26 protein-coding genes and 1 pseudogene are annotated in these 21,511 nt (G+C 54.9%); 6 read left to right on the top strand and 21 right to left on the bottom strand.

The genetic code is table 11. The features are described 5' to 3' along the window. Both K5905_RS05550 and K5905_RS05545 read right to left on the bottom strand, forming a co-directional pair. The coding region (locus K5905_RS05550) for a DUF1465 family protein (protein WP_297581145.1) at positions 1-313 on the bottom strand (313 nt) is incomplete at its 3' end. Between the two features lie 413 nt (positions 314-726). Beyond that, positions 727-924: a DUF1192 domain-containing protein gene (locus K5905_RS05545; protein WP_297581142.1), complete on the bottom strand. Its 198-nt coding sequence runs from the start codon at positions 922-924 to the stop codon at positions 727-729. Positions 925-1,086: 162 nt separating this feature from the next. Here K5905_RS05545 and K5905_RS05540 point away from each other — a divergent pair, with 162 nt between their 5' ends. Next, positions 1,087-2,088, top strand: a complete 1,002-nt coding sequence (locus K5905_RS05540; protein ID WP_297581140.1) for an NAD(P)H-quinone oxidoreductase — start codon at positions 1,087-1,089, stop codon at positions 2,086-2,088. Positions 2,089-2,285: 197 nt separating this feature from the next. Here the strand turns inward: K5905_RS05540 and K5905_RS05535 are convergent, their stop codons facing one another. Both K5905_RS05535 and K5905_RS05530 read right to left on the bottom strand, forming a co-directional pair. Further along, positions 2,286-2,486, bottom strand: a complete 201-nt coding sequence (locus tag K5905_RS05535; protein WP_297581137.1) for a helix-turn-helix transcriptional regulator — start codon at positions 2,484-2,486, stop codon at positions 2,286-2,288. Between the two features lie 24 nt (positions 2,487-2,510). Then, positions 2,511-2,930 (bottom strand): hypothetical protein, encoded by a 420-nt coding sequence (locus K5905_RS05530; protein ID WP_297581134.1) that lies wholly within the window; start codon positions 2,928-2,930, stop codon positions 2,511-2,513. Positions 2,931-3,193: 263 nt separating this feature from the next. On the opposite strand from K5905_RS05530, the pseudogene K5905_RS05525 reads away from it, so the two are divergent. Continuing rightward, positions 3,194-3,895: pseudogene (locus K5905_RS05525) on the top strand (DUF1013 domain-containing protein); the annotation flags it as partial. A 233-nt stretch (positions 3,896-4,128) separates the two neighbouring features. Here K5905_RS05525 and K5905_RS05520 read toward each other — a convergent pair. After that, positions 4,129-4,491 carry a nuclear transport factor 2 family protein gene (locus K5905_RS05520; RefSeq protein WP_297581131.1) on the bottom strand — a complete coding sequence of 121 codons (363 nt, stop codon included), beginning with the start codon at positions 4,489-4,491 and terminating at the stop codon, positions 4,129-4,131. Positions 4,492-4,507: 16 nt separating this feature from the next. Here K5905_RS05520 and K5905_RS05515 point away from each other — a divergent pair, with 16 nt between their 5' ends. Then, entirely contained in the window at positions 4,508-4,912 is a 405-nt protein-coding gene (locus tag K5905_RS05515; protein ID WP_297581129.1) for a helix-turn-helix transcriptional regulator, read from the top strand. A 56-nt stretch (positions 4,913-4,968) separates the two neighbouring features. On the opposite strand, the gene K5905_RS05510 is transcribed toward K5905_RS05515, so the two are convergent. Beyond that, entirely contained in the window at positions 4,969-5,454 is a 486-nt protein-coding gene (locus tag K5905_RS05510) for a DUF2141 domain-containing protein (RefSeq protein ID WP_297581127.1), read from the bottom strand. An 8-nt stretch (positions 5,455-5,462) separates the two neighbouring features. Then, positions 5,463-6,359, bottom strand: coding sequence for a sterol desaturase family protein (locus K5905_RS05505; RefSeq protein ID WP_297581125.1), 897 nt, complete (start codon positions 6,357-6,359; stop codon positions 5,463-5,465). Positions 6,360-6,445: 86 nt separating this feature from the next. Between K5905_RS05505 and K5905_RS05500 the strand changes: the two genes are divergently transcribed. Genes K5905_RS05500 through K5905_RS05490 form a run of 3 tightly spaced genes read left to right on the top strand, consistent with a single transcriptional unit; the run spans position 6,446 to position 8,377 of the window. Next, on the top strand, positions 6,446-7,033 hold the full coding sequence (locus K5905_RS05500; RefSeq protein WP_297581123.1) for a TetR/AcrR family transcriptional regulator: 588 nt from the start codon (positions 6,446-6,448) through the stop codon (positions 7,031-7,033). Next, on the top strand, positions 7,030-8,181 hold the full coding sequence (locus tag K5905_RS05495; RefSeq protein WP_297581121.1) for an aromatic ring-hydroxylating dioxygenase subunit alpha: 1,152 nt from the start codon (positions 7,030-7,032) through the stop codon (positions 8,179-8,181). The genes K5905_RS05500 and K5905_RS05495 overlap by 4 nt, the downstream gene beginning before the upstream one ends. 16 nt (positions 8,182-8,197) lie before the next feature. After that, positions 8,198-8,377 (top strand): hypothetical protein, encoded by a 180-nt coding sequence (locus tag K5905_RS05490; RefSeq protein WP_297581120.1) that lies wholly within the window; start codon positions 8,198-8,200, stop codon positions 8,375-8,377. A gap of 146 nt (positions 8,378-8,523) precedes the next feature. Here K5905_RS05490 and K5905_RS05485 read toward each other — a convergent pair whose 3' ends face one another. The 14 genes from K5905_RS05485 to gap form a co-directional block, all read right to left on the bottom strand. Continuing rightward, a complete protein-coding gene (locus K5905_RS05485) occupies positions 8,524-8,922 on the bottom strand; it encodes a RidA family protein (RefSeq protein WP_297581117.1) in 399 nt (132 codons plus the stop codon). A gap of 215 nt (positions 8,923-9,137) precedes the next feature. Further along, complete coding sequence (locus K5905_RS05480) at positions 9,138-10,064, bottom strand: LysR substrate-binding domain-containing protein (protein WP_297581114.1); 927 nt, start codon at positions 10,062-10,064, stop codon at positions 9,138-9,140. Positions 10,065-10,846: 782 nt separating this feature from the next. Beyond that, a complete protein-coding gene (locus K5905_RS05475; RefSeq protein ID WP_297581111.1) occupies positions 10,847-11,890 on the bottom strand; it encodes a peptidoglycan -binding protein in 1,044 nt (347 codons plus the stop codon). Between the two features lie 3 nt (positions 11,891-11,893). Next, positions 11,894-12,883, bottom strand: coding sequence for a flagellar motor protein MotA (locus K5905_RS05470; RefSeq protein ID WP_297581109.1), 990 nt, complete (start codon positions 12,881-12,883; stop codon positions 11,894-11,896). A gap of 177 nt (positions 12,884-13,060) precedes the next feature. Next, on the bottom strand, positions 13,061-13,867 hold the full coding sequence (locus tag K5905_RS05465) for an inositol monophosphatase family protein (RefSeq protein ID WP_297581106.1): 807 nt from the start codon (positions 13,865-13,867) through the stop codon (positions 13,061-13,063). 74 nt (positions 13,868-13,941) lie between these two features. Next, the gene (gene efp, locus K5905_RS05460; RefSeq protein WP_297581103.1) at positions 13,942-14,505 is read right to left on the bottom strand and encodes an elongation factor P; all 564 of its coding nucleotides are present in this window, start codon (positions 14,503-14,505) and stop codon (positions 13,942-13,944) included. A gap of 157 nt (positions 14,506-14,662) precedes the next feature. Further along, complete coding sequence (locus K5905_RS05455) at positions 14,663-15,808, bottom strand: tetratricopeptide repeat protein (RefSeq protein WP_297581100.1); 1,146 nt, start codon at positions 15,806-15,808, stop codon at positions 14,663-14,665. A gap of 25 nt (positions 15,809-15,833) precedes the next feature. Beyond that, entirely contained in the window at positions 15,834-16,475 is a 642-nt protein-coding gene (locus K5905_RS05450) for a thiamine phosphate synthase (protein WP_297581095.1), read from the bottom strand. Positions 16,476-16,597: 122 nt separating this feature from the next. Further along, entirely contained in the window at positions 16,598-17,665 is a 1,068-nt protein-coding gene (gene fba / locus K5905_RS05445; protein WP_297581092.1) for a class II fructose-bisphosphate aldolase, read from the bottom strand. Positions 17,666-17,901: 236 nt separating this feature from the next. Continuing rightward, positions 17,902-18,270 (bottom strand): VOC family protein, encoded by a 369-nt coding sequence (locus K5905_RS05440; protein ID WP_297581090.1) that lies wholly within the window; start codon positions 18,268-18,270, stop codon positions 17,902-17,904. A gap of 35 nt (positions 18,271-18,305) precedes the next feature. Continuing rightward, the gene (gene pgk, locus K5905_RS05435; protein ID WP_297581087.1) at positions 18,306-19,499 is read right to left on the bottom strand and encodes a phosphoglycerate kinase; all 1,194 of its coding nucleotides are present in this window, start codon (positions 19,497-19,499) and stop codon (positions 18,306-18,308) included. Between the two features lie 15 nt (positions 19,500-19,514). Beyond that, the gene (locus tag K5905_RS05430) at positions 19,515-20,138 is read right to left on the bottom strand and encodes a LysE family transporter (RefSeq protein WP_297581084.1); all 624 of its coding nucleotides are present in this window, start codon (positions 20,136-20,138) and stop codon (positions 19,515-19,517) included. Further along, positions 20,108-20,338 carry a hypothetical protein gene (locus K5905_RS05425; protein WP_297581082.1) on the bottom strand — a complete coding sequence of 77 codons (231 nt, stop codon included), beginning with the start codon at positions 20,336-20,338 and terminating at the stop codon, positions 20,108-20,110. Before K5905_RS05425 ends, K5905_RS05430 begins: the two co-directional genes overlap by 31 nt. A gap of 98 nt (positions 20,339-20,436) precedes the next feature. After that, on the bottom strand, positions 20,437-21,447 hold the full coding sequence (gene gap, locus K5905_RS05420; protein WP_297581080.1) for a type I glyceraldehyde-3-phosphate dehydrogenase: 1,011 nt from the start codon (positions 21,445-21,447) through the stop codon (positions 20,437-20,439). Positions 21,448-21,511 lie beyond the last annotated feature (64 nt).

Raw genomic sequence — 21,511 nt, 5'->3', positions numbered from 1 at the left:
GCACCTTGTTCTTTTCACTGCCGGCCTGCTCGCGCGACATTTCGCCTTCGTTGACCGCGCGCTGCAGGAGAAGCCAGGACGCAAGCTGCATCAGCCGGGTCGTAAGACGCATGGATTCGGTTGCATAGGCAAGGGAAGCCGGACGTGGCAGGTCTTTTGCTTCTTCGCGGCCGCTGCCGTCCAGATAAACCGCTGTTTCCTCAACAAGCGACATGCCTTCCTGAAACAGATTCTGGAAGCTGTCCGAATTGGCAAGATGATGAGCGATGTGCACAGCGTCAGCAGGGCCGACTTTTTTGCTTTCTTCCGTCATGAGATTACTACGCCTCAACTACTCTTCCGGTTTGACCCATTTCTCTTCTTGAACTGTCCCGGGATAATACATCCCGTTTCAGGTGTTCCTTTTTGGAACGGAGCGGATCCTCGTACCGAATATCAAGCAAGCAGTATGCCAGTTTGATCGGAGGGCGGCCTTTAACCAGAACATCAATACGATACTATGAGGGGCCGCCAAAAAAAAGAGCCGCACGGTTGCGGCTCGAAGTCTTTAACAGGGAGGCGTCAAACAGAGTGGACAGGAGCCACTCACATCCAGATGACTGGATACCTAAATTTATACTTTGGAAAGATTAACGAGAGGTAAACGAGTAAAAATTTACCTACCGCATTAACCTCACTATGCGGCAGGATATTAAGTTTGTTTTTTAATTGTAATTATTCGCAATGTTACTTCTGGAAGAACGAGTTTGCAGCATCGCGAATATTTCCACGTTGCTCCAGTTCATTCCGAGTGCGGTTAATCTCCTCGGTTAATGCGTCGATGCGCTCGGTTAACTCTCCTTCCGACAAACGGGACAAATCCTGACCGACCGTGATCGCTCCGGTTTCCGATTTCTTGGGGACATCATCCTCAAACAGACTCATTGTTTCGCTCCCTGAAGTGTGACACTCAATACTTGGTCGGATCGATTTTTGACCCGGTTTCATTCAATTATTCTGGCCGCGAATTCAAAATAGGTAAATCCTGTTTCCTGTCAGAAACAGATGACCCGCCGGTCCCGTATTGAACCAGAAGGAATACGTTCCATGCAAAACTTGCCGGAAACCATGTCCGCGATTGCAATTTCAGTACCTGGAGATCCGGATGTTCTGAAACTTGAAACGCGGCCCATGCCGGCTTTGGAGCCACATGAGATCCTGATCCGTGTTGCCGCAGCCGGAGTGAACCGGCCGGATGTCCTGCAGCGAAAGGGAGCTTATCCGCCGCCCAAAGGGGCATCCGATCTTCCCGGGCTGGAAGTTGCGGGAGAGGTGGTTGCTTGTGGTGCAGATGAGGTCAGGCACAAGATCGGCGATAAGGTGACCGCACTGGCGCCAGGTGGCGGCTATGCCACCTATTGCAAGGTACCTGCCGGTCATGCACTGCCGATTCCTGCGGGATTGTCTATCGTGGAAGCCGCGGCAGTTCCCGAAACATTCTTCACGGTCTGGACCAACGTATTCGATCGATGTGGGCTTTCTGCCGGTGAACGTTTTCTGGTCCACGGCGGGACGTCCGGAATCGGGACAACTGCCATTCAACTGGCAAAGGCCTTTGGCGCTGAAGTCTTTACGACCGTGGGCTCCGAAGACAAAGCCGACGCCGTTCGTCAACTCGGCGCAGATCATGTCATCAATTATCGTGACCAGGTGTTTGAAAAGTCCATTCTGGAAATCACCGACGGCAAGGGTGTCAATGTAATCCTGGATATGGTTGGTGGCGACTATGTCGAACGGAACTGGAAGGCGGCCGCGGTCGAAGGGCGTATCTGCCAGATTGCGACATTGAACGGTATTGCGGAGAACGTGAATTTTTCCCGGTTGATGGTGAAACGCCTGACCCATACCGGATCCACGCTCCGGCCGCGAAGCGATGCCTTCAAAACCGCAATCGCTGAAAACCTGGAATCCAGTGTGTGGCCGTTGATCGAATCGGGGAAGGTCAGGCCAGTGATGGATTCAACGTTTCCGTTCGAGGAGGCGGCAGAAGCGCATCGGCGGATGGAAAGCTCCGGCCATATTGGAAAAATTGTGCTGACCATGGACTGATGAGACCAGGCGCCAGCAAAAAATACGTTACCTGCAAGAAAGGAGAGAGCAGGCGCTCATTCGATTTCAAGCGCTTGCCCGATTTCCTGATCTTTAGGTAGCCTACACAGCTCCCTAATCCAGAATTTACCACCCGGCCATCCCAGTGCTCTGAATAGTGCAAAATTTGGCCGTTAAAGTCTGTAAACGCATCGAATTTATTCAGCGTCTTCATACTCAAATACGTCTTCAACCGTCCGATCAAACATTCGCGCAATCTTGAATGCCAGCGGTAATGACGGATCGTATTTTCCATTTTCGATTGCGTTGACGGAATTCCTTGAAATACCGAGCTCTTTGGCGAGATCGGCCTGTGTCCAGCGTCGTTCTGCGCGCAAAACCCGAATACTATTTTTCATCTTTGTTTCAAGTGCCTGCGCCGATTACCTTTTTGATACCCACCAAACCGAATGGCTGATCATGAATACGGCACATAAGGTCACAAGGGAAAATGTCACACCCAATCCGAAGCCAACAGTGGCAGGTGATAGTCCGCTTCCCGAATATGCCGCAATGCTTGTGATTGCACGCTGAATGTCCGGAGTTGCAATCATCAGCATCACAAAAGCGAGGGTCAGAGGAACTCCAACTCCGCTCGCGACCGCGAGAGCGTATCTTATGCTTGCTGATTTCAGTTCATCAGGTCCCCGAAAAATTGAGATGAAAATCCATGCCGACCACATGACACACAAGGTCACAAATATCACGTTTGCAATAAATGGGGGGGTGGAGACAAAAAAATAAACGGCGCCAGGGAAAATGATGACGAAGGCCACTATTTGAGATTTTGCAGAGATCGACATGAAAAGTTTCCTTATCAAAAGGACAAGTTAGCTTGTCATTTATTTTGACCGGGTGTCAAGTGTTTCGTCGCATGAAAAGCTATTTTGAAAGAAACGCAGCTAAGGTTCGCAACCTTGAATCCTTTCGCGGAAAAGCAAAAGTGCAAACACATTTGCGTTTCCGCCACGTTCGGATTATATTCCGGCCACTTCCCATGAAATAGAGATGGAACACCGCTTTTTCGCCCCGCCGGGCGGGGGAGCAGACGAGAGGAATTTACCCGATGGCGAACACGCCGCTTATGCCGAAGGCAACCGCCGTCTGGCTCGTTGACAATACAGCGCTCAGCTTCACGCAGATTGCAAGCTTCTGCAAATTGCACCCACTGGAAGTCAAGGCGATTGCCGATGGTGAAGCTGCGCAGGGGATCAAGGGTCTCGACCCGATCCTGACTGGCCAGCTGTCGCGCGAAGAAGTCGAAAAGGCGCAAAACGACCCGAATTATCAACTGAAGCTGCAAGGGTCGAAGGTTGTTGTGCCGGAATCCAAGCGCAAAGGGCCGCGCTATACCCCGGTCTCCCGTCGACAGGATCGGCCGAACGCCATTCTATGGCTCGTGCGCAACCATCCGGAGCTGAAAGATGCACAAATCATGCGTCTTGTTGGTACGACCAAGCCGACGATTGCTGCTATTCGGGAGCGCACGCATTGGAATTCCGCGAACCTGACACCGTCTGACCCGGTTACTCTTGGCCTCTGCAGCCAACTTGAGCTGGATATGGAAGTTGAAAAGGCTGCGAAAAATGCACCACAGCCGATGGTCGGTGAACCGGTAGAAACCTTGATGCCGGTCGAAGACACAACCAGTGAAGACGCGATTGCGGCAGCCTTCTCGCTTGATCCGAATGCACCGATCAAGCGTGAAGAGGAAGAGGAAATTGATGCTGATGCAGTCTTCGCGAAACTGAACTCGCTGAAAAACGAGAGTGACGAAGCTGAAGCTGCTGAAGCTGAAGAGATTGACGCCGAAGTGGCGTTTGTCGCAGAAACAGAAATCGAAGAAGTTGTCGCCGACGAAGCGGTTGCCAGCGAAGAAGCCGAAGATGCTGATGCCGGTGAAGAAGTTGTCGCCAGCGAAGAAGCTGAAGACGAAAACAAGTAAGATTGCCTGTTTTCCGGTAATTGGAGCCGCCCCTCATGCAGGGGCGGCTTTTTTGTTCAAACCTGGTCGAGTGTGGTTGTCAGAGAAACGATTTTTCCGTCTGAAATCTTGAAAACGTTCGTCCCGCTGCCGGAACCTCCGGGAATTGCCTGTGAGTAGCAGGACCACTTCACCGTGATGGTTTCACCGGATATCTCGACAGAGCTCAAGCTGATAACCGCATCATCAAATGCCTCCGCCCGGCTTGACGCAAAAGCTGAGAGGATGGCGTCACGCCCTCTGTGAGGGGTCGTTTGTCCGGAAAAGGGCTCTGAATATTCAGCGTCCGGTGCGAAAAGTTCACCCAGGATCTGCAATCCCGAAGGGCCTGCCTGCATTGCAAGAAAGAAGTTAGTGATTTCTAATGGCATCTTGTTCATGGAGGTTTCCTTGTAGATGTCAGTGGATCCCAAAATTCTTGAGGCCGTGTCGACTGCGCTGCATGATTTGCGGAATGTGCCGCAAGGGCCGATACCGCCTGGCGTAATTGCGGCTTTGGCACCCTTGGCGTCTCCGGGCGCACGGGTGAAAATTGATCTTGATGCGAGCCGTGTCATCGGGGCGCCTCTGGTGACGGTCGTGGAGCGAAGTTCGCCTGGAGAACTTTTTTTGCCACTCACACCGCGCCAGAAAGAGGTGGCCGGTCTGATGGTTGAAGGGTGTTCAAACAGGCAGATTGCAGACAAGCTCAGCATCAGTATTGCCACCGTGAAAGATCATGTTCACGCTATCCTGGAGCGATTGGACCTGCCAACGCGAAGCGCCGTGATGGCTGCTGCGCATTCGGTGACTGAACCGTAATTGCGTCATGGGGTGGGCACAATCCATCCGAAGATGGATAGTAAGACTTCCGCAGTTCAGCTTTTCTGTTTCAGATAGAACAAGCGCAACGCCCGGTGCGGTTTGTCGGATGCAGCCCGTTTGAACGGTGGCTCGTCATAGGCATCCCTTGCCCCGGAGACCGCATAGCCTTCAGTCGGAACCTGTTCAGCCATGTCCAGATCACGATTTTCGTTTTCGTCGTGAAATGCAACGACGGCATAAAATCCCGGTTTCAAGTCGGGAAAGAATGCCTGGATCGCCCCTGTGGATGCCGGAACTTCCCGATAGCCAACGACCTTGTTGTAATCATAGGCCTTGAAAGCATCCCGGTCGTTGAAAATCAGAACAACCACCTGTCCACTTCCATTTCTTACATCATCGACTGTGACCGTCAGGCCGTTGGGGTTCGAGTGTCCTGCTTCCGCATTGACGGTGGGAACCTGACTGGCGAGCCAGGCGCCGCCCATCATGATGGCGGCGCTCAGGCAAATGGCGGAAATGCGCTGTTTGGTGCTTGGCATTGGCCCCCTCATCGCTTGGAGTTGCTGTTGTTCTTGTTGTCCGGTTGCCAGCCGGGCGGGTTGACGAGAACTCCGACCTTGTTCAGCAATCCCGGCATTCGCCAGACTTCCCTTCCAAGGCGATAGAACCCGTGCAGGAAGGCGATCAGCGGATTGACGGAATTGATGGGTTGGGTAAGGCCGTAAATGACTTTTTCGCGCTCTTGCGCAAACGTGCCGAACATGCGGTCCCAGATAATGAAAATACCTGCATAATTCTTGTCCAGGTAAGCCGGGTTCGAACCATGGTGGACGCGGTGATGGGAGGGAGTGTTCATGATCGCTTCGATCGGCTTAGGCAACTTGCCGACAGATTCGGTGTGAAGCGCAGTCTGATAGACCTGGACAACCACTTCCGCGAACAGCACGACCACCGGGTTGAAGCCAAGGAGAATTAGCGGCAGGTGAAAAAAGACCGGCCAGAAGGAATCCATCGGACCAAAGCGGTAAGCGACGGAAATGTTGAAGAATGGTGACGAGTGGTGAACCGAATGGGTTGCCCAGCCAAAATTCACGCGATGCATGAACCGGTGTTCCCAGTAATAAACCAGGTCGGCAAGAATGATGCATATGAGAATTGTGACCCAGTTGATCTCGATATCGAAGATCGCGAACTGCCAGACATAATAAAACGTGGCAATGTAGAATGCGCCAAGGAACAGAACCGTCACCGCGACAAACAGCGCCAGAGTGATGTAATTGGTGATCGTGTCACCGATCAGCCGCCAGCTCAGCCGCTTGTAGATCCAATAGCGGGTCAGCTCGAAGGCAAGAAAACCAAGAGCGATCACGAAAAACCAATTGTCGATGAACATTTCCATCTGCTCCAGCCAGGTCGGGCTGATAGGGGTGAGCAAAGTTTCCAAGATGCGCTCCAAAATTATCAAACTTGACAATTAAATGTGATGATGCAAATAAATTGTCAAGTTTGAAAATCTATTTGGAGGACAATTTGGCGCGCCCGGACATCAAGAATGATCGCAGGGAACAGATCCTGGATGCCTTCGAATCCTGTGTCGCTCGCTACGGCCTGGAAGGGGCAACGCTTGCGAAGGTCGCCGAGACTGCCGGGCTCGCCCGACCTCTGATCCGGCACAATGTCGGCAATCGAGAGGACCTGTTGGACGCATTGATCGAAAGGTTTCTCTTCCAGAGCCGCAGCTCCATGGAGGGACTGCTGGCCATGTTGCCGGATGAAAACCGGGTGGCAGTGTTGATAGGCATTCTGTTCGATCCGACTTATGCCAATCCACGTCTGGTGCAAGTTTTTAACGCCTTGAGCGCCGGTGCTCCCGACGATCATGTTCTGGCGCAAAGGCTGCACGAGTGGCTTCAGGACTTTGTCGGCCGTCTCGAAGACGAAATTGGCCGTGGCTATCCGCAGGCCCCGGTTCAAAGGGTTCAGGCGGTCGCGGCCGGGATCACCGGCATCTATTTCAATGTTGAAGCGCTTTATCCGATCGGCATTTCCGACGGCTTCATTGCAGCGTCCAAAGAAGCGGCGATGCAGTTGGTGTCTACTTTGGAGCAAAACCCATGACCAGCATCCACCGTCTTGGCCGCGACGCGTATGTCGGACAACACTGGTTCCTGCGTGAGACGACGGAGTTGTTCCGCCATGCCTGGTGCTTCGTTGGAACTACAAGAGATTTCAAGGAGCCGGGTGACTATAAAACCCTGGATGCCGGTGCGTTTCCTCTCGCTGTCGTTCGAAATCGCGATGGAGTGCTCAGGGCAGTTCATAATTTTTGCCGCCACCGTGGTGCGACGCTGTTTGACGGTGAAGCCGGCAATATCGGCAAGTCTATCGTCTGTCCATATCACCGCTGGACATATGGGCTTGACGGTGAACTGAGAGGGGTTCCTGACAAGGAAACCTGTTTTCCGGATCTTGATCGATCAAAACTCGGCTTGCGGACAGCAAGTCTCGGTGTCTTCAAAGAATTGGTGTTTGCCAACCCCGACCCGAGTGCGGATTTTGACGACTGGATAACACCGGTGGTGGACCAGGCCTGGCCGCATGATCTGTTTGCCGCCGATGTCAGGGAAGCCTGTTCGCTGACATATGAGGTGAAGTGCAACTGGAAGGTGTTCGTCGAGAACGCCATCGATGGATACCACCTGGCCTATCTTCACGAGCAGACGCTGGGTGGTCCCTCGCCGGACAAGAATATCTGGAAACAGGCTGGCGATCACATGATCTGGTATGCAAATGAGGACGGCGTGCGCCACCGTTTGCCAAAAAAGATCCGCGACGAGAACGGCAGTGTGGGAACGATCAAGAGCGCCGAAAGGACCGGATATGGCGGTGTCTATTTTCTGTTTCCTCAGACACTCATTGTGCCGACACCTTACGGATTGTCGCTGACATCTGTGAAACCGATGACGCCCAACACGTCGCGATTGGCGATACGTCATTGGGTCGGGCCCTGGCAGGCTCTGGATGAGCGAAAACACATTCCTGGTTATGACAGGAAGACCGGGATTATCTCGTCCGACAACTGGACGCAGCATCCACTTGAAACCGGTGACTTTCAGACCGAAGACGTCTGGATCTGCGAGAAAGTCCAGCGCGGTCTGAACTCCCCGGCCTTTGAAGCCGGTCCCCTGTCCAGGGGAGTTGGCGCGGAAGACCCGATCAACTGGTTTCACCATTCCCTTTTGACTAAGCTTCAAAAGCAAGACTGACTTAAGGAACTTCTACATGCAATGGATGACGATCCTCGGAATATTGCTGCTGATCTGGGTTATCTACGATCTGATGACGGGAAAGGTCTGGTTGCACCGGGCGTTTCGCCGGACTGAGGAACCGAAAGGCTATTGGGTCGTGATGACGCTTTGGTTTGTTGTTGCCGTTTCGTGTTTTTATTGGGACGGTTTTTAAGCGGCCTGAGTGAAACAAAGCTGATCGATTTCGATGATCTTTCATCGCGTCGCCAAGGCGGGTCTGAGCGATGTTACTGACGACAATGCCGTGTCAGAGACACTGACGGGCCGATGGCTGGTATTGGTCCGATTTCAAACGCCAGGTCAGGTCGCTGCGGTGACTTCAATTTCCACCAGAAGGTCTGCGGCAGCGAGGGCTTTGACCACCAGAGTTGTGACGGCCGGCGGTGTTTCAGATCTCCACCTGGTCTTTCGAATCTGGCTCAATTCGGCAATGTTCTCTTGCTCGGTCAGGAAATAGGTCACGCGCAAAATATCTGAATTTGACATTCCGGCCTCTGCCAACAAAGCTTCGACGTTATCCATTGCCTGTTCGCATTGAGCCTTGAAAGACCGTCCTACCGATCCGTCGGATCCAATCCCAATCTGTCCGGAAAGACATACCAGTCGTTCTGGAGACGAGATCTGAGTGCCGTGGATATAGATGTCGCGATATTCTTGAGGAACTTTGCGGACGGAATCGGGAGCGTAGCGTTCAAGCATTTCAATGTTTCCAGTGATTGGATTTCACACTTCGTCCCATCGAGAGCACGATTGACAAGGATGTATTATTCAGCGCGAAGGACATGTTTGGCAGAAAAGCCGGTCCTTGCTTTCGCGACCTGATGCCCTCCGAGTGACAAAGTTTCAACTTCTGACGATATGACGGAAAAGGAGTGAACCTACTAACAAAAACAAACCACAAGACATCAGGGAGATTAATTGCTCTCGTCGAAAGACGATTTCGGTTGAGGCGTGCGGAAATCCGAAAACTCCTGCAGCAGCCAGTCCTTGAACAACCGTACCGTTCGGGAATTCCTGCGGCTTTCGGGATAGACGAGCCAGTATCCTGTTCCGTCATCACACTCAAGCTCGAAAGGCTGGATGAGTTGCCCGTTGGCAAGGGCATTCTTGAAAAACGCGGGCGTCAGCATTGCCACGCCTTGTCCGGCTATCGCTGCTTGAGCTTCCAAGATCTGCGGACCGAAATGCTGAGGCTGTGTTCCGCCGGATTTGTTTTGATGTATCCCGGCAACTTTCAGCCAGACTGTCCACCATGGGTCGGATTTGGAAATAAATGGAAACTTGAAAAGATCCTCAGGTGTGTTCACGCCGCCCAAGCTTTCGGCAAGATCATGGCTCAACATTGGCGTGAACCTTGTCGGGACAATCAAATGACTGCGGAGACCGTCCCAGTTTCCCCTGCCGCCGCGAATGGCGACATCAAATTCGCCGGTGGCAAAGTCGACCAATATTTCACTGATCTCAACGCGCACCGAAATTGACGGATTTGCCAACTGAAAAGAGCCCAGACGCTGTGCAAGGGCGTTTGTTGCAAATGTCGGAATCGCGCTGATTGAAAGACTGTCTTGAGATTTCCCCTTCGCGTCAGAAAACGCATCGCCAAGAATGTCCAGTGCTTCGGATGCTTTTGCCGCAAATTTGCGGCCGACTTCCGACAGAGACACGCCTCGGGCGCGTCGTTCGAACAAAGGTGTGCCGACACGCTCTTCCAGGATCTTGATCTGATAACTGACGGCCGCCTGGGTCATGCCAAGTTCGGTTGCAGCTTTTGTAAAATTCTTATGCCTCGCAGCCGCCTCAAATACGCGCACTGCCGCTAGTGGTGGAAGGTTTGGGCGCATAATTCACAAAATTTCCTTATGCCTGTACGGATCGTTTTGTTGGTTCGCTGACAGCATTCGCGTCACATTGCCACCAGGAATGCAAACCAAAAGTACTGGAAACTGGTGATGAAAAACCCAAGCACGAACTTGTTGCGTCTCTGGCCGACGTGGTTGAAGCCGCTAATGACCTGTTGGAAATGTCGCAATAACCAAAAGGTACGACGATTGGATTCGCGATATCTGCCTCGACATCTAAAAAGAGATATCGGCCTGCCGGAAGAGGATAGCCTATCCGAGAGCAGATTTCTGACAGCTGGAAATTGCTAGAGGCGATTGTCGTTCCATCTCTCGAGTTGAGGAGTTGATCAATAAGTCCATTTGATGACTTGCAGGGTCAATCCGAATTGTCAAATCGGGACTATTTCAAAGTTTCCATCCTTCAATCAGCATCGTCATGCCGCAGATCACTTTACTTGGTGCTGTTCGACATCCTGACTTAATCCAAAGACGGTTAAATCGAAATTCCGACCGCCGGGTAGTTCTCTATTGATTTTGAAATAGTTTGGGGGAGGTCAGCACATGTTGTTTCGAAGCTGGCTGGCCTTCACCCCGGTGGTCGGTGTGGTGCAGGTCGTGCCCGGTTTTCTTGCCGTATTGCAGCACGACGCAATCTATTGCGAACTGTTGCGGTAGCGCATTGCCGTGATCGCCCAGACAATCGTTGCATCCAACAAGCCCATCGTCGATCTGGGCCTTCCTGTTTCAAACTGATCCAACATTTAATGGATGGCGCTCTGGTTCTAGCGTTCCGTCAATTTCAGCTCGATGCGACGGTTCTTGGCGAGCGCGTCCTGGCTTTCGCCTTCTTCCAGCGGCTGGAATTCACCAAAACCGGCTGCGACAAGCCGTTTGGGGTCAACCCCTTGCTCGATCAGATAGCGAACCACGGAAATTGCGCGCGCCGCGGACAGTTCCCAGTTGTTACGCAGCCGGCCTGTGCCGGAGAGCGGCCGGGCGTCGGTGTGACCGTCGACGCGCAGGACCCAGTTGATTTCGTCCGGGATCTGGGCGCTGAGTTCCTGAATGGCCTCGGCCAGCTTGTCGAGCTCCGTCCGGCCGGCGGGGTTGATGTCTTCCGACCCGGAATCGAACAAGACCTCGGACTGGAAAACGAACCGGTCGCCAACCACGGAAATGTCCGAGCGCTGAGAAAGGATTTCTCTCAAACGGCCGAAGAAATCGGAACGATAGCGCGACAATTCCTGAACGCGCTGGACAAGAGCCGCGTTGAGGCGGCGGCCCAGACTGGCAATCTTGGTCTGGCTTTCGGCCTCCTTGGCTTCCGAGGCTTCCAGTGCCGCATTTGCGGCTGCGATCTGACGTCTGAGTGCAGCGATCTGCTGGTTGAGCAGTTCGACCTGGGCGAGGGCCTCCTGGCTGACCTGCCGCTCGTCGTCGAGCAGGTTCTCCAGGCGGCTGGCCCGGCCACCGGCTGCATCCGCTGCGCCGGAGCTGCTTTCCAGCAGACCGAGCAGGCGGGTCTGTTCGGCTTCCGCGTCGCTGAGGCTGGCCTGAAGCCCGAGGATCGTGTCTTCAAGTTCGCCGGAACTTGCCCGCTCGAGAGCCAGCAATTCGGTCAGTTCGCTGATCTGTGCGTTCAGCCGGTTCAGAACCGTGTCCCGACCGGAAAGCTGCTGTGACAGGAAAAACTGAGCGATCATGAAGATCGACAGGAGGAAAATGATGACCAGCAGCAGGGTCGCCATGGCATCAACAAAGCCGGGCCAGTAGTCCGTCGATTGAGCGCGGCGGCGGGCGCGCAGTCCTGCGAGGCCTCCGGCCATGACTTACTCCTTCGCGCGGTCAAACGCCGCTGCGATCGAGGTCAGGAGGCCTTCAATGCGTTTTTGCTGGTCACCCTGGGCTTCCGCCCAGTCACGCATCATCTGCTGCTCGGAGCGGACATGTTTCACAAGACCCTGGATACCTTCGGCAAGATTTGCCATCGCCTGGTTGGCGTTCTTGCTGCCACCTTCCTCGATGCTTTTTTGCAGCGACTGGATCGAAGCCTGGATCTGTTCGACACCCGGGGCTTCCGGGGTCGCAAATGCGCCGTCTTCCGGATCGATATCGGTTACGGTCGAGAGCCAGTCTTCCAGTTCGTTGTAAAACCGGTTCTGTGCCTGACCCGCTTGCAGGTCGAGAAAGCCGAGGACCAGTGATCCTGTCAGACCGAACAGGGAGGATGAAAAGGCCGTACCCATACCTGAAAGGGGAGCCTCCAATCCTGCTTTCAGGTCCTCGAAGATGACATTGGCATCGCCGGAGCCGACATCCAGCGACTGGATGGTTGCACCAACGGAGCTGACCGTTTGCAGCAATCCCCAGAAGGTTCCAAGCAGTCCGAGGAAGACGAGCAGGCCGGTCAGGTACCGTGACATTTCACGAGATTCTTCCAGGCGCATGCCAATTGAATCCAGGATCGACCGTGCGGTTGTCGGGGTCAGGGCCATGTCGCCGGCCTTGTTGCCCAGCAGTGCGGCCATCGGCGCAAGCAGAACAGGCGAGCGTGTGTCGAGCGCTGGATCACCCATCCGGAAACTGTTGACCCAGGAAATTTCCGGAAACAGCCGGATAACCCTGCCAAATAGGAGGAGAACACCGAACAGGCCGACAAAGACAATCAGGCCGTTCAGTCCAGGATTGCTCATGAATGCGGTGGAGATCTGCGGAAACAGGATGAAGGCGATAAAGGCGACGATCACCAGAAAGATGATCATGAAAGTCAGGTAGGCCCTCGGACTGGAAAGGCTGTAGGGGTCAAATTCACGTGCCATATTGCGCAATCAATCACCTGTTAAGGGGCAAGACGTGCTCTTCTGATTGATAGCGTGATTTTTCACACCTTGGAAACCTCTATTCTCCAACCGCCCCCTATTAAAGATCGAAAAGCACAAAAACCGGCGTGTTGAGCCAACGCGCCGGTGATCTGATCTGGTCAATTGACGGGCTTGTCAATCCTGATTGGGGACTTCCGCCTGCTTCAGAAGGCGAAGCAATTGCTTGTGGGCGTCTTCGTTGCCGACAACGATATCGCCACTTTCAAGCATCTTGTTCTTGCCCTGGAGATCGCTGACGAAACCACCGGCTTCGCGCACCATGAGGATTCCGGCGGCAATATCCCAGGAATTGAGATCGCGTTCCCAGTAAGCGTCCAGGCGACCGGAGGCGACCCAGGCAAGGTCAAGAGCGGCGGCACCTGCACGGCGTATGCCGGAAACTTCCGGCATGATGTAGCGCAGTTCCCGCAAGGTGCGGCCATGATCGCCCTTGCCGATAAACGGCAGGCCGGTACCGAAGAGCATTTCAGGCAGTTCCCTGCGGCCTGCAACGCGGAGGCGGCGGTCGTTCATGAACGCACCACGGCCTCGCTCGGCTGTATAGAGCTCGTCCATCACCGGATTGTAGATGACGCCTGCAACGATCTCCCCGTTGCGTTCCAGCGCGATGGATGTCGCAAAAATCGGAATGCCGTGCAGGAAGTTGGTGGTGCCGTCGAGCGGATCGATATGCCAACGGTGCTGACCGTCGGTCCCTTCGATTTCGCCGCTTTCTTCCATCACCAGACCGAAGGTCGGGCGGGCCTTGGTCAGTTCTCCCCGCACGATCTCTTCTGCGCGGCGATCTGCAGCCGATACGAAATCACCCGGTCCCTTGCGGGATACCTGCAGATTTTCCACTTCACCAAAATCGCGAACCAGACTGCGTCCGGCCTTGATTGCGGCTTGAACCATCACATTGAGGAGAGCTGTGCGAGCCATAGATTGTCACTTGTTGTTGGGCGCTGTCCGAACAGGTCCGGGCGCACCATTTCGAGATTTTCTTGTCTTGCGGATCAGTCCGCGCGGCGGACATATTCCAGTGTACCGGTGTCCACGATGATTCTTTCACCTGCGGTGATGAAAGGCGGCACCATCACGCGGACGCCGTTTTCCATCAAGGCGGGCTTGTAGGAAGAGGACTGGGTCTGACCTTTGACGACCGCATCGGCTTCCGAAATTTCCAGGGTCACGTGCTGCGGCAGAGTGATGCCGATCGGACGCTCTTCGTGAAGTTCCACGGTCACCATCATGCCATCCTGGAGAAAAGCTGCGCGGTCGCCGACGAAATCGGACTGCAATTCAAGCTGTTCATAGGTTTCAGTGTCCATGAAGATCAGCATGTCGTCCTGAGTGTAAAGGTACTGGAAGTCCTTTTGTTCAAGACGGACGCGCTCGACCTTGTCTTCGGAGCGGAAGCGTTCGTTGAGCTTGCGCCCATCGAGCAGGTTTTTCATCTCAACCTGGGCAAAGGCGCCGCCTTTTCCTGGCTTCACATGCTGTACCTTAACGACGGCCCAAAGCGTGTCCTGATGCTGAAGCACGTTACCGGGCTTGATTTCGTTTCCGTTGATTTTCATGGAACGACCGACTTTACGATTTGTTTGGATCTGATGCAGCGCTACGGCCAGTGGAGACTGGTGCGCCGGAATTTGCTCGCGCCTGTCCACCACAAAAGCGGCCCGGTTTCAAGGAAAAAAGGCAATCTTCCTGCAAATGCCGAGGTTGCCGGATGGATTATGGAGATTCTGCGGCTGGATCTTCCGTCGGTTTCATCAAGGTTGCCGAATACTGCTCCGCCAGCTTGCGGGCTTCATCCATGGTGGTTTCATCGAGGCTTTCGACAATGCGATCCAGCGATAGATCCGAAACGCCGAGGGTTCGTGCAATCAGATGCCAGCCGGCTGCGGCGGCATAGTCCTGATCCCTGCCACGGCCATAGGCATATATTCGGGCCAATCGGTTCATGGCGACCGGATTGCCCGCTGTTGCCGCGCGCTCAAACCAGTCGGCGGCCTCGGCTTCATTCGGGTCGACACCTTTTCCCTGGTGACGCAGAATTCCGTAGTACACCTGAGCCGACGTGTGGCCCCGTCTGGCGGCGCGGCCAAGCCAGAAAGCACCCTGACCCGGATCGTTCAGTCCGCTTTGGGCCTCCAGGTAGGAAAGGCCGAGTGCATATTGCGCTTCCGGGTCGTTGCGCTGTGCCGCTTCTTCCAGAAGTTCACGGGCCTTTTCTTCGTTGAAGGGCCTGCCTTCCCCCTCCTGGTAGAGCAAGGCCAGATTGTAGAGCGCAGACGCATTGCCTGCATCTGCGGCCTGCTCGAATAGATCCGCAGCCTTGTTTTTGTCGACTTCGACGCCCGTTCCGAGCAAATAGAACTGGGCCAGCTGCAAAGCTGAGCCTGTATCGCCCTTTTCAGCTGCAAGGCCGTACCAGTCAGCAGCCTTGTTCTTGTCCTGCTCAATCCCAAGACCGGCTTCATGCAGGACACCCAGAAGAGCCTGAGCTGCCTTGTCGCCTTCCTCGGCCAATGGTGTTGCCAGTCCGAGTGCTGTCAGGAACCAGCCTCTCTGAAAGGCGGAATAGGCGGTATCAGCGTTTGCTTCGGAGCTTTCTTCAAGCTTGGGTGGACCGGCATCCACGATGCTCAGGAGGGTTTTATGCTGCGTGGTTACGTCCACCAGAACTGGCAGGTTACCCGAGCCCACCGCTGCATTTTCCGGCACTTCAATTGTCGCAGGAACTTCGACAGGCGCGGGGCCACCGGCATCGGTTTCCTGAGCCTGAACCGAAGCTTCCGGCACCATGGAAATCAAACCGGCGGCAAGAAGGATTGCGGCCCATTGGTTCGGGTGTGGGAAAGCCTCTTCCTTCCGCATCAATCCTGCTCCGGTTTCAAAATATCTAGTCGACTTCGGGAAATGGATGGGCATCCAAAATTCGATTTGCTTCTGCGATGACCGACGAAATGTCATCTTCAGACTGCCAAACGGCATCCTTCAACGCAACAAAATCCGCGCCTGTCGAGGCGACTTCATCAAGTGTCTCGATGGTATTTCCGGCAAGCGCCACGCATGGCGTTTCGAAAAGTTCCGCCCACCAGGACGCCCCCGATAGCGTTTTGTCATGTGCAGCCTCTTTCTCGGCAAGGTCCAGTTTGCCGAAGAATAGATAATCGACACCTGTTTCGGCCCATTCCATGGCATCGTGTTTCAGCTTTGTGCCGCCCGTGCCGACGATACGGTCAGGCTGGAAACTTTCAACAGCGAGCTTCACATCGTCCAGTGAGCTGTCGACATGGACGCCGTCCGCGCCACTTCGTCCGGCAGCCTGAGTGTCCTGATAGACAATAGCCGCCGCGCCGCCATCCTGAATCACTGGAACCAGAATTTCCGCGGTTGCCTGCAGATCCTTGGTGCTGGCGCCGGGCATATAGATCAGCACACACGCGACATCGCCACCGGCAAAGGCCTGCTCGAGCTTTGCGGCCATGGCCGAAGCATCGAATTCAGGCGGTGTTACGAGAAAAAGGCGAGGGCGGTTCACGGCGTCGGTCCTGGGTCACATTGAATCTAATAGGGTTCTTGTCCCTAAAGACGGCGAAAGAGGGACGCAAGGCCCCTCTTTCAATAAAGTGAATTAATCTGATTGCAGGATGAAACCCGGCGTCAGCCGATTTTCGGGTCCAGGCTGCCATCCTGATAGCGGGCGGCCATTTCCGCGAGCGTCGCGATCTTCTTGATCTTGGACGCCTGGCCGGCAGTGTTGAAGGCTTCCAGCCGCTCGACACACAACTTCTGCATGGCCTCGCGAGCCGGCTTGAGATATTTGCGTGGGTCGAATTCGCCCGGATTTTCGCTCAGGACCTTCCGGATCTGACCGGTCATCGCCATGCGGTTGTCGGTGTCGATGTTGATCTTGCGTACACCGTTCTTGATGCCGCGCTGGATTTCTTCGACAGGAACGCCCCAGGTCTGCGGCATTTCCCCGCCATACTGGTTGATGATGTCCTGCAGATCCTGCGGTACCGAGGACGACCCGTGCATGACCAGGTGAGTGCCTGGCAGGCGGCGGTGGATTTCCTCGATCACATGCATGGCAAGAATTTCGCCATCGGGCTGGCGGGTGAACTTGTAAGCGCCGTGGCTGGTGCCCATGGCAATCGCCAGCGCGTCCACCTTGGTTTCCTCGACGAATTTCACGGCTTCTTCCGGATCGGTCAGAAGCTGGTCGTGGCTCAGTTTGCCTTCAGCGCCATGGCCGTCTTCCTTGTCGCCCATACCGGTTTCGAGCGAGCCGAGAACTCCGAGTTCACCTTCGACTGAAATGCCGCCGAGGTGGGCCATGTCAGTGACGGTCTTGGTCACGCCGACATTGTAGTCCCAGTCGGCCGGGGTTTTGCCGTCTGCTTCCAGAGAGCCGTCCATCATGACGGAGGTGAAGCCCGCCTGGATCGCGGTCATGCAAGTCTGGGGTGCGTTGCCGTGGTCCAGATGAACGCAAACAGGAATGTGAGGATAGATTTCGACAACGGCATCCATCATATGCTTCAGCATGACGTCATGGGCATAGGCGCGGGCGCCGCGGGAAGCCTGAATGATAACAGGAGAATCGGTCTGATCGGCCGCAGCCATGATCGCCAGGGCTTGTTCCATGTTGTTGATGTTGAACGCCGGAACGCCGTAGTCGTTCTCTGCAGCATGATCAAGCAACTGGCGAAGGGTAATACGTGCCATCAATAGTCTCCCGAGAGTCCGGTTCGGTGTAAATCGACAGAAGTTAGCGCAACAATTACGTCACCGGTATTGCGGTGCGTCAATCACCGCCGGTTCTAACAAGATTTTCAGGCATGGAAAGGGGGAGCTGTCCGCTTAAATCAATTAAAATACAATCACATGCCAGATTTTCAGAAACTGTAATTAATTTGCTTGTCAAATTAATTGATCGGGAATTCGAGGGCAAAATACAGCTCTCAAACCGGGGAACTGATATCGACAAGCGTCCCGGCAGGGTCCCGCAAAATCATGCGTCGTTGCCCATAAGGCATGTCATTCGGCGTTTCAACAATGTCGGCATCTGCATCTATGGCGCGCTGGTGGATGACATCGCAATCGTCGACGACAAAGGTCAGCATCACTCCGGCCGGAGCTTGTCGAGCCTCGTGCGGAACAATGTCATGGGATTGCTTGAGAATGCCCAGCTCCAGGCCGCGATTGTCCGGATCCACGAGATTGACGAACCAGTCTGATGAGAACTGCGGTTCCATGTCGAGAAGCTGCACGTAAAAGGTCGCGGTGGCCGCGACCTCTTCGGTCAGAATGTTGGTGAAACAGCGTTTCATGCCAGTCTCTCTGCCAATTGCGGGCTGTGTTCTGGTCAGTTTTCCAACGCTTTCACGCCGGGCAATTCCTTGCCTTCCAACCATTCCAGGAATGCGCCGCCTGCGGTGGACACATAGGAGAAGCTGTCAGCGGCCCCGGCATGGTTCAATGCTGCAACGGTGTCGCCACCGCCGGCCACGGAGTTCAGTTTGCCAGCCTTGGTGTTGTCGGCGGCATGTTTGGCCGCGGCAACGGTTGCCTTGTCGAAAGGCGCGATTTCAAAGGCGCCGAGGGGGCCGTTCCAGACCAGTGTCCTGGCGGTGTCGATCTTGGATTTGACTGTTTCGATTGAGGCGGCACCGACATCCAGGATCATGCCGTCGGACGGGATTGCGTCGAGGGCAACCGTCTCGTTTTGTGCACCTGCCTTGAATTCCGTTGCAACGACGGCGTCAACCGGCAGGACGATCTCGCAATTGGCGGTTTCAGCCGCTGCCATGATTTTGTTGGCGGTGCCGGCCAGATCGTGCTCGCACAGGGATTTGCCGACATCGACACCTTTTGCGGCGAGGAAAGTGTTGGCCATGCCCCCTCCGATCACCAGCATGTCGACCCTGGAGACAAGGTTCTCCAGAAGGTCGATCTTGGAGGAAACCTTTGCACCGCCGACGACAGCGAGAACCGGACGAACCGGCTTACCTAGCGCGGAACCGAGCGCTTCAAGCTCTGCCTGCATGGTGCGACCGGCATAAGCCGGAAGAAGCCGGGCAAGACCTTCGGTGGAGCCGTGGGCGCGATGGGCCGCCGAAAATGCGTCATTGATGTAAATATCGCCATTGGCAGCCAGGGCTTTTGCGAATTCCGGATCGTTCTTTTCCTCGCCCTTGTGATAGCGGGTGTTTTCCAGAAGAAGCACATCGCCGTTGGACAATGCGCCGATTGCCGCCGCTGCCGCATCGCCAATGCAATCGTCGGCAAAGGAAACGTTTTTCCCCAAAAGGGATGACACAGCCGGTGCCACGGGTGCCAGCGACATGGAGGCAACGCGTTCGCCCTTGGGGCGGCCGAAATGAGCCAACAGGATGACTTTTGCACCTTTGTCGGAAAGTTCGCGGATTGTCGGCAAGACCCGTTCGATCCGGGTCGTGTCGGTCACCTTGTCACCGTCCATCGGGACGTTCAGGTCAACGCGGACAAGTGTCCGTTTGCCGGCGATGTCGGTCAGGTCGTCGAGAGTTTTGAAAGCCATTGAAAACACCTGTTGTCAGGGACGTGTCGAGTTGGTGGTGACGGCAATGCCGATGCCGAACAGGGTCAGCAGGATGCCGAAAGAGCGCTCCATCCAGAGTTTGGCGCGCACAAAATAAAGCCGAACAGCCGGGAGCGTGAAGAACATCGTCACCAGCACAAACCACAAAAACACGCCGCTTGCCATGATCACACCATAGCCGATCTGCGTCCAAAGCGGTGTCTCAGGCGAGGTAACCTGCAAAAATACACTCAAGGCGAACATGGTGGCTTTTGGATTTGTCACATTTGTGAAGAAGCCCCAGCGTAACGCCTTGAGCGGGGCCATTCCCGCATGGGCGCCGTCAACGGGCATATCTTTTGAGGCGGTCCGGTACATGGTGACGCCGAGAAAAATCAGATAGGCCGCACCGATCAGCTTGAGAGCGTTGAACAGAAAGATCGACTGGGAGACGATCAGGCCGATGCCCGCGAGCGCATAGGTGACATGGACGGCAAGCGCGAGTCCGATGCCGAGCGCGGTCATGATGCCAGCAAGGCGCCCACCGATCAGGGCATTGCGCAGGACGACTGCAAAGTCGGGTCCGGGAACAATGGCGACGACAATTGTCAGGGAAATAACTGTGAGAAGTTCGAGCACGGGGTCTCCGGCAGTTGGAAAAGAGTGTCTTGGCGATCGGGTGGCGTTTCGAGATTTTTCATCGTTTCAGCCTTTTCCTGATCAACGTCAGGCTGCCAATGGCGATGACTGCGCTTGCTGTTTTGCTCTTTCGAACGATCCAGCAGAAAAAAGCCGAAACCGAGCAAGACCACGACACCAAAGAGGATAGCGATCGTCATACTGCCGGCTCCTGTCGAAACACAAAGAAAAGGCGAATGCAGAAAAACCGCATCCGCCTGTAGCGTCAATGGGGATGTTTGATCATCCGGCCCATCAGTTAGATGAGCTTCGCCATGGCGATAGCTGTGTCAGCCATGCGGTTGGAGAAGCCCCACTCGTTGTCGTACCAGGACAGGATGCGGACAAACGTACCGTCCAGGACCTTGGTCTGGTCCATGTGGAAGACGGAGGAGTGACTGTCATGGTTGAAGTCCATGGAGACCAGTTGTTCTTCCGTGTAGCCCAGGATGCCTTTCAGCTTGCCGTCGGCAGCTTCCTTGATGGCGGCGTTTATTTCCTCGACGGTGGTATCACGCTTGGCGATGAAGTTGAGGTCGACGACGGAGACGTTCGGGGTCGGGACGCGGATGGCGACACCGTCCAGCTTGCCGTTGAGTTCCGGTAGAACCAGGCCGACTGCCTTTGCTGCGCCGGTCGAGGTCGGGATCATGGACATGGCCGCCGCGCGTGCGCGATAGAGATCCTTATGCATGGTGTCCAGCGTCGGCTGGTCACCGGTGTAGGAGTGGATCGTTGTCATGAAGCCTTTTTCGATGCCGACGGCTTCGTTGAGGACGTAGGCAACCGGAGACAGGCAGTTGGTGGTGCAGGATGCATTGGAGACAACCAGGTCTTCAGCGGTCAGCGCATCGTGGTTGACGCCGTAAACGATGGTCTTGTCGGCACCTGCGGCCGGAGCGGAAACCAGAACACGCTTTGCGCCGGCTTCCAGATGCATTGCGGCCTTTTCCTTGGCGGTGAAGATGCCGGTGCATTCCAGTGCGACTTCGACACCGAGTTCACCCCAGGGCAGCTCTTTCGGGTCGCGGATTGCGGTTACCTTGATCGGCTTGCCGCCACCTACGGAGATGGTGTCACCGTCTACGGTTACGCTTGCCGGGAAGCGGCCGTGAACGGAATCGTAGCGCAGCAGATGTGCATTGGTTTCAACCGGGCCGAGATCATTGATGGCCACGACTTCAATGTCGGTGCGGCCGGCTTCGACGATGGCGCGCAACACATTGCGGCCGATGCGTCCAAATCCGTTGATTGCTACCTTGGTTACCATAATCAACTCCCGCAATTTCCGGCGTGCCTCGTTGGGCTTAAACCGGTTTAAAAACCACATAGAG

The sequence above is a fragment of the Roseibium sp. genome (assembly GCF_025698965.1).
GTDB lineage: Bacteria > Pseudomonadota > Alphaproteobacteria > Rhizobiales > Stappiaceae > Roseibium.
This window is presented reverse-complemented; position numbering and strand designations above follow the sequence as displayed.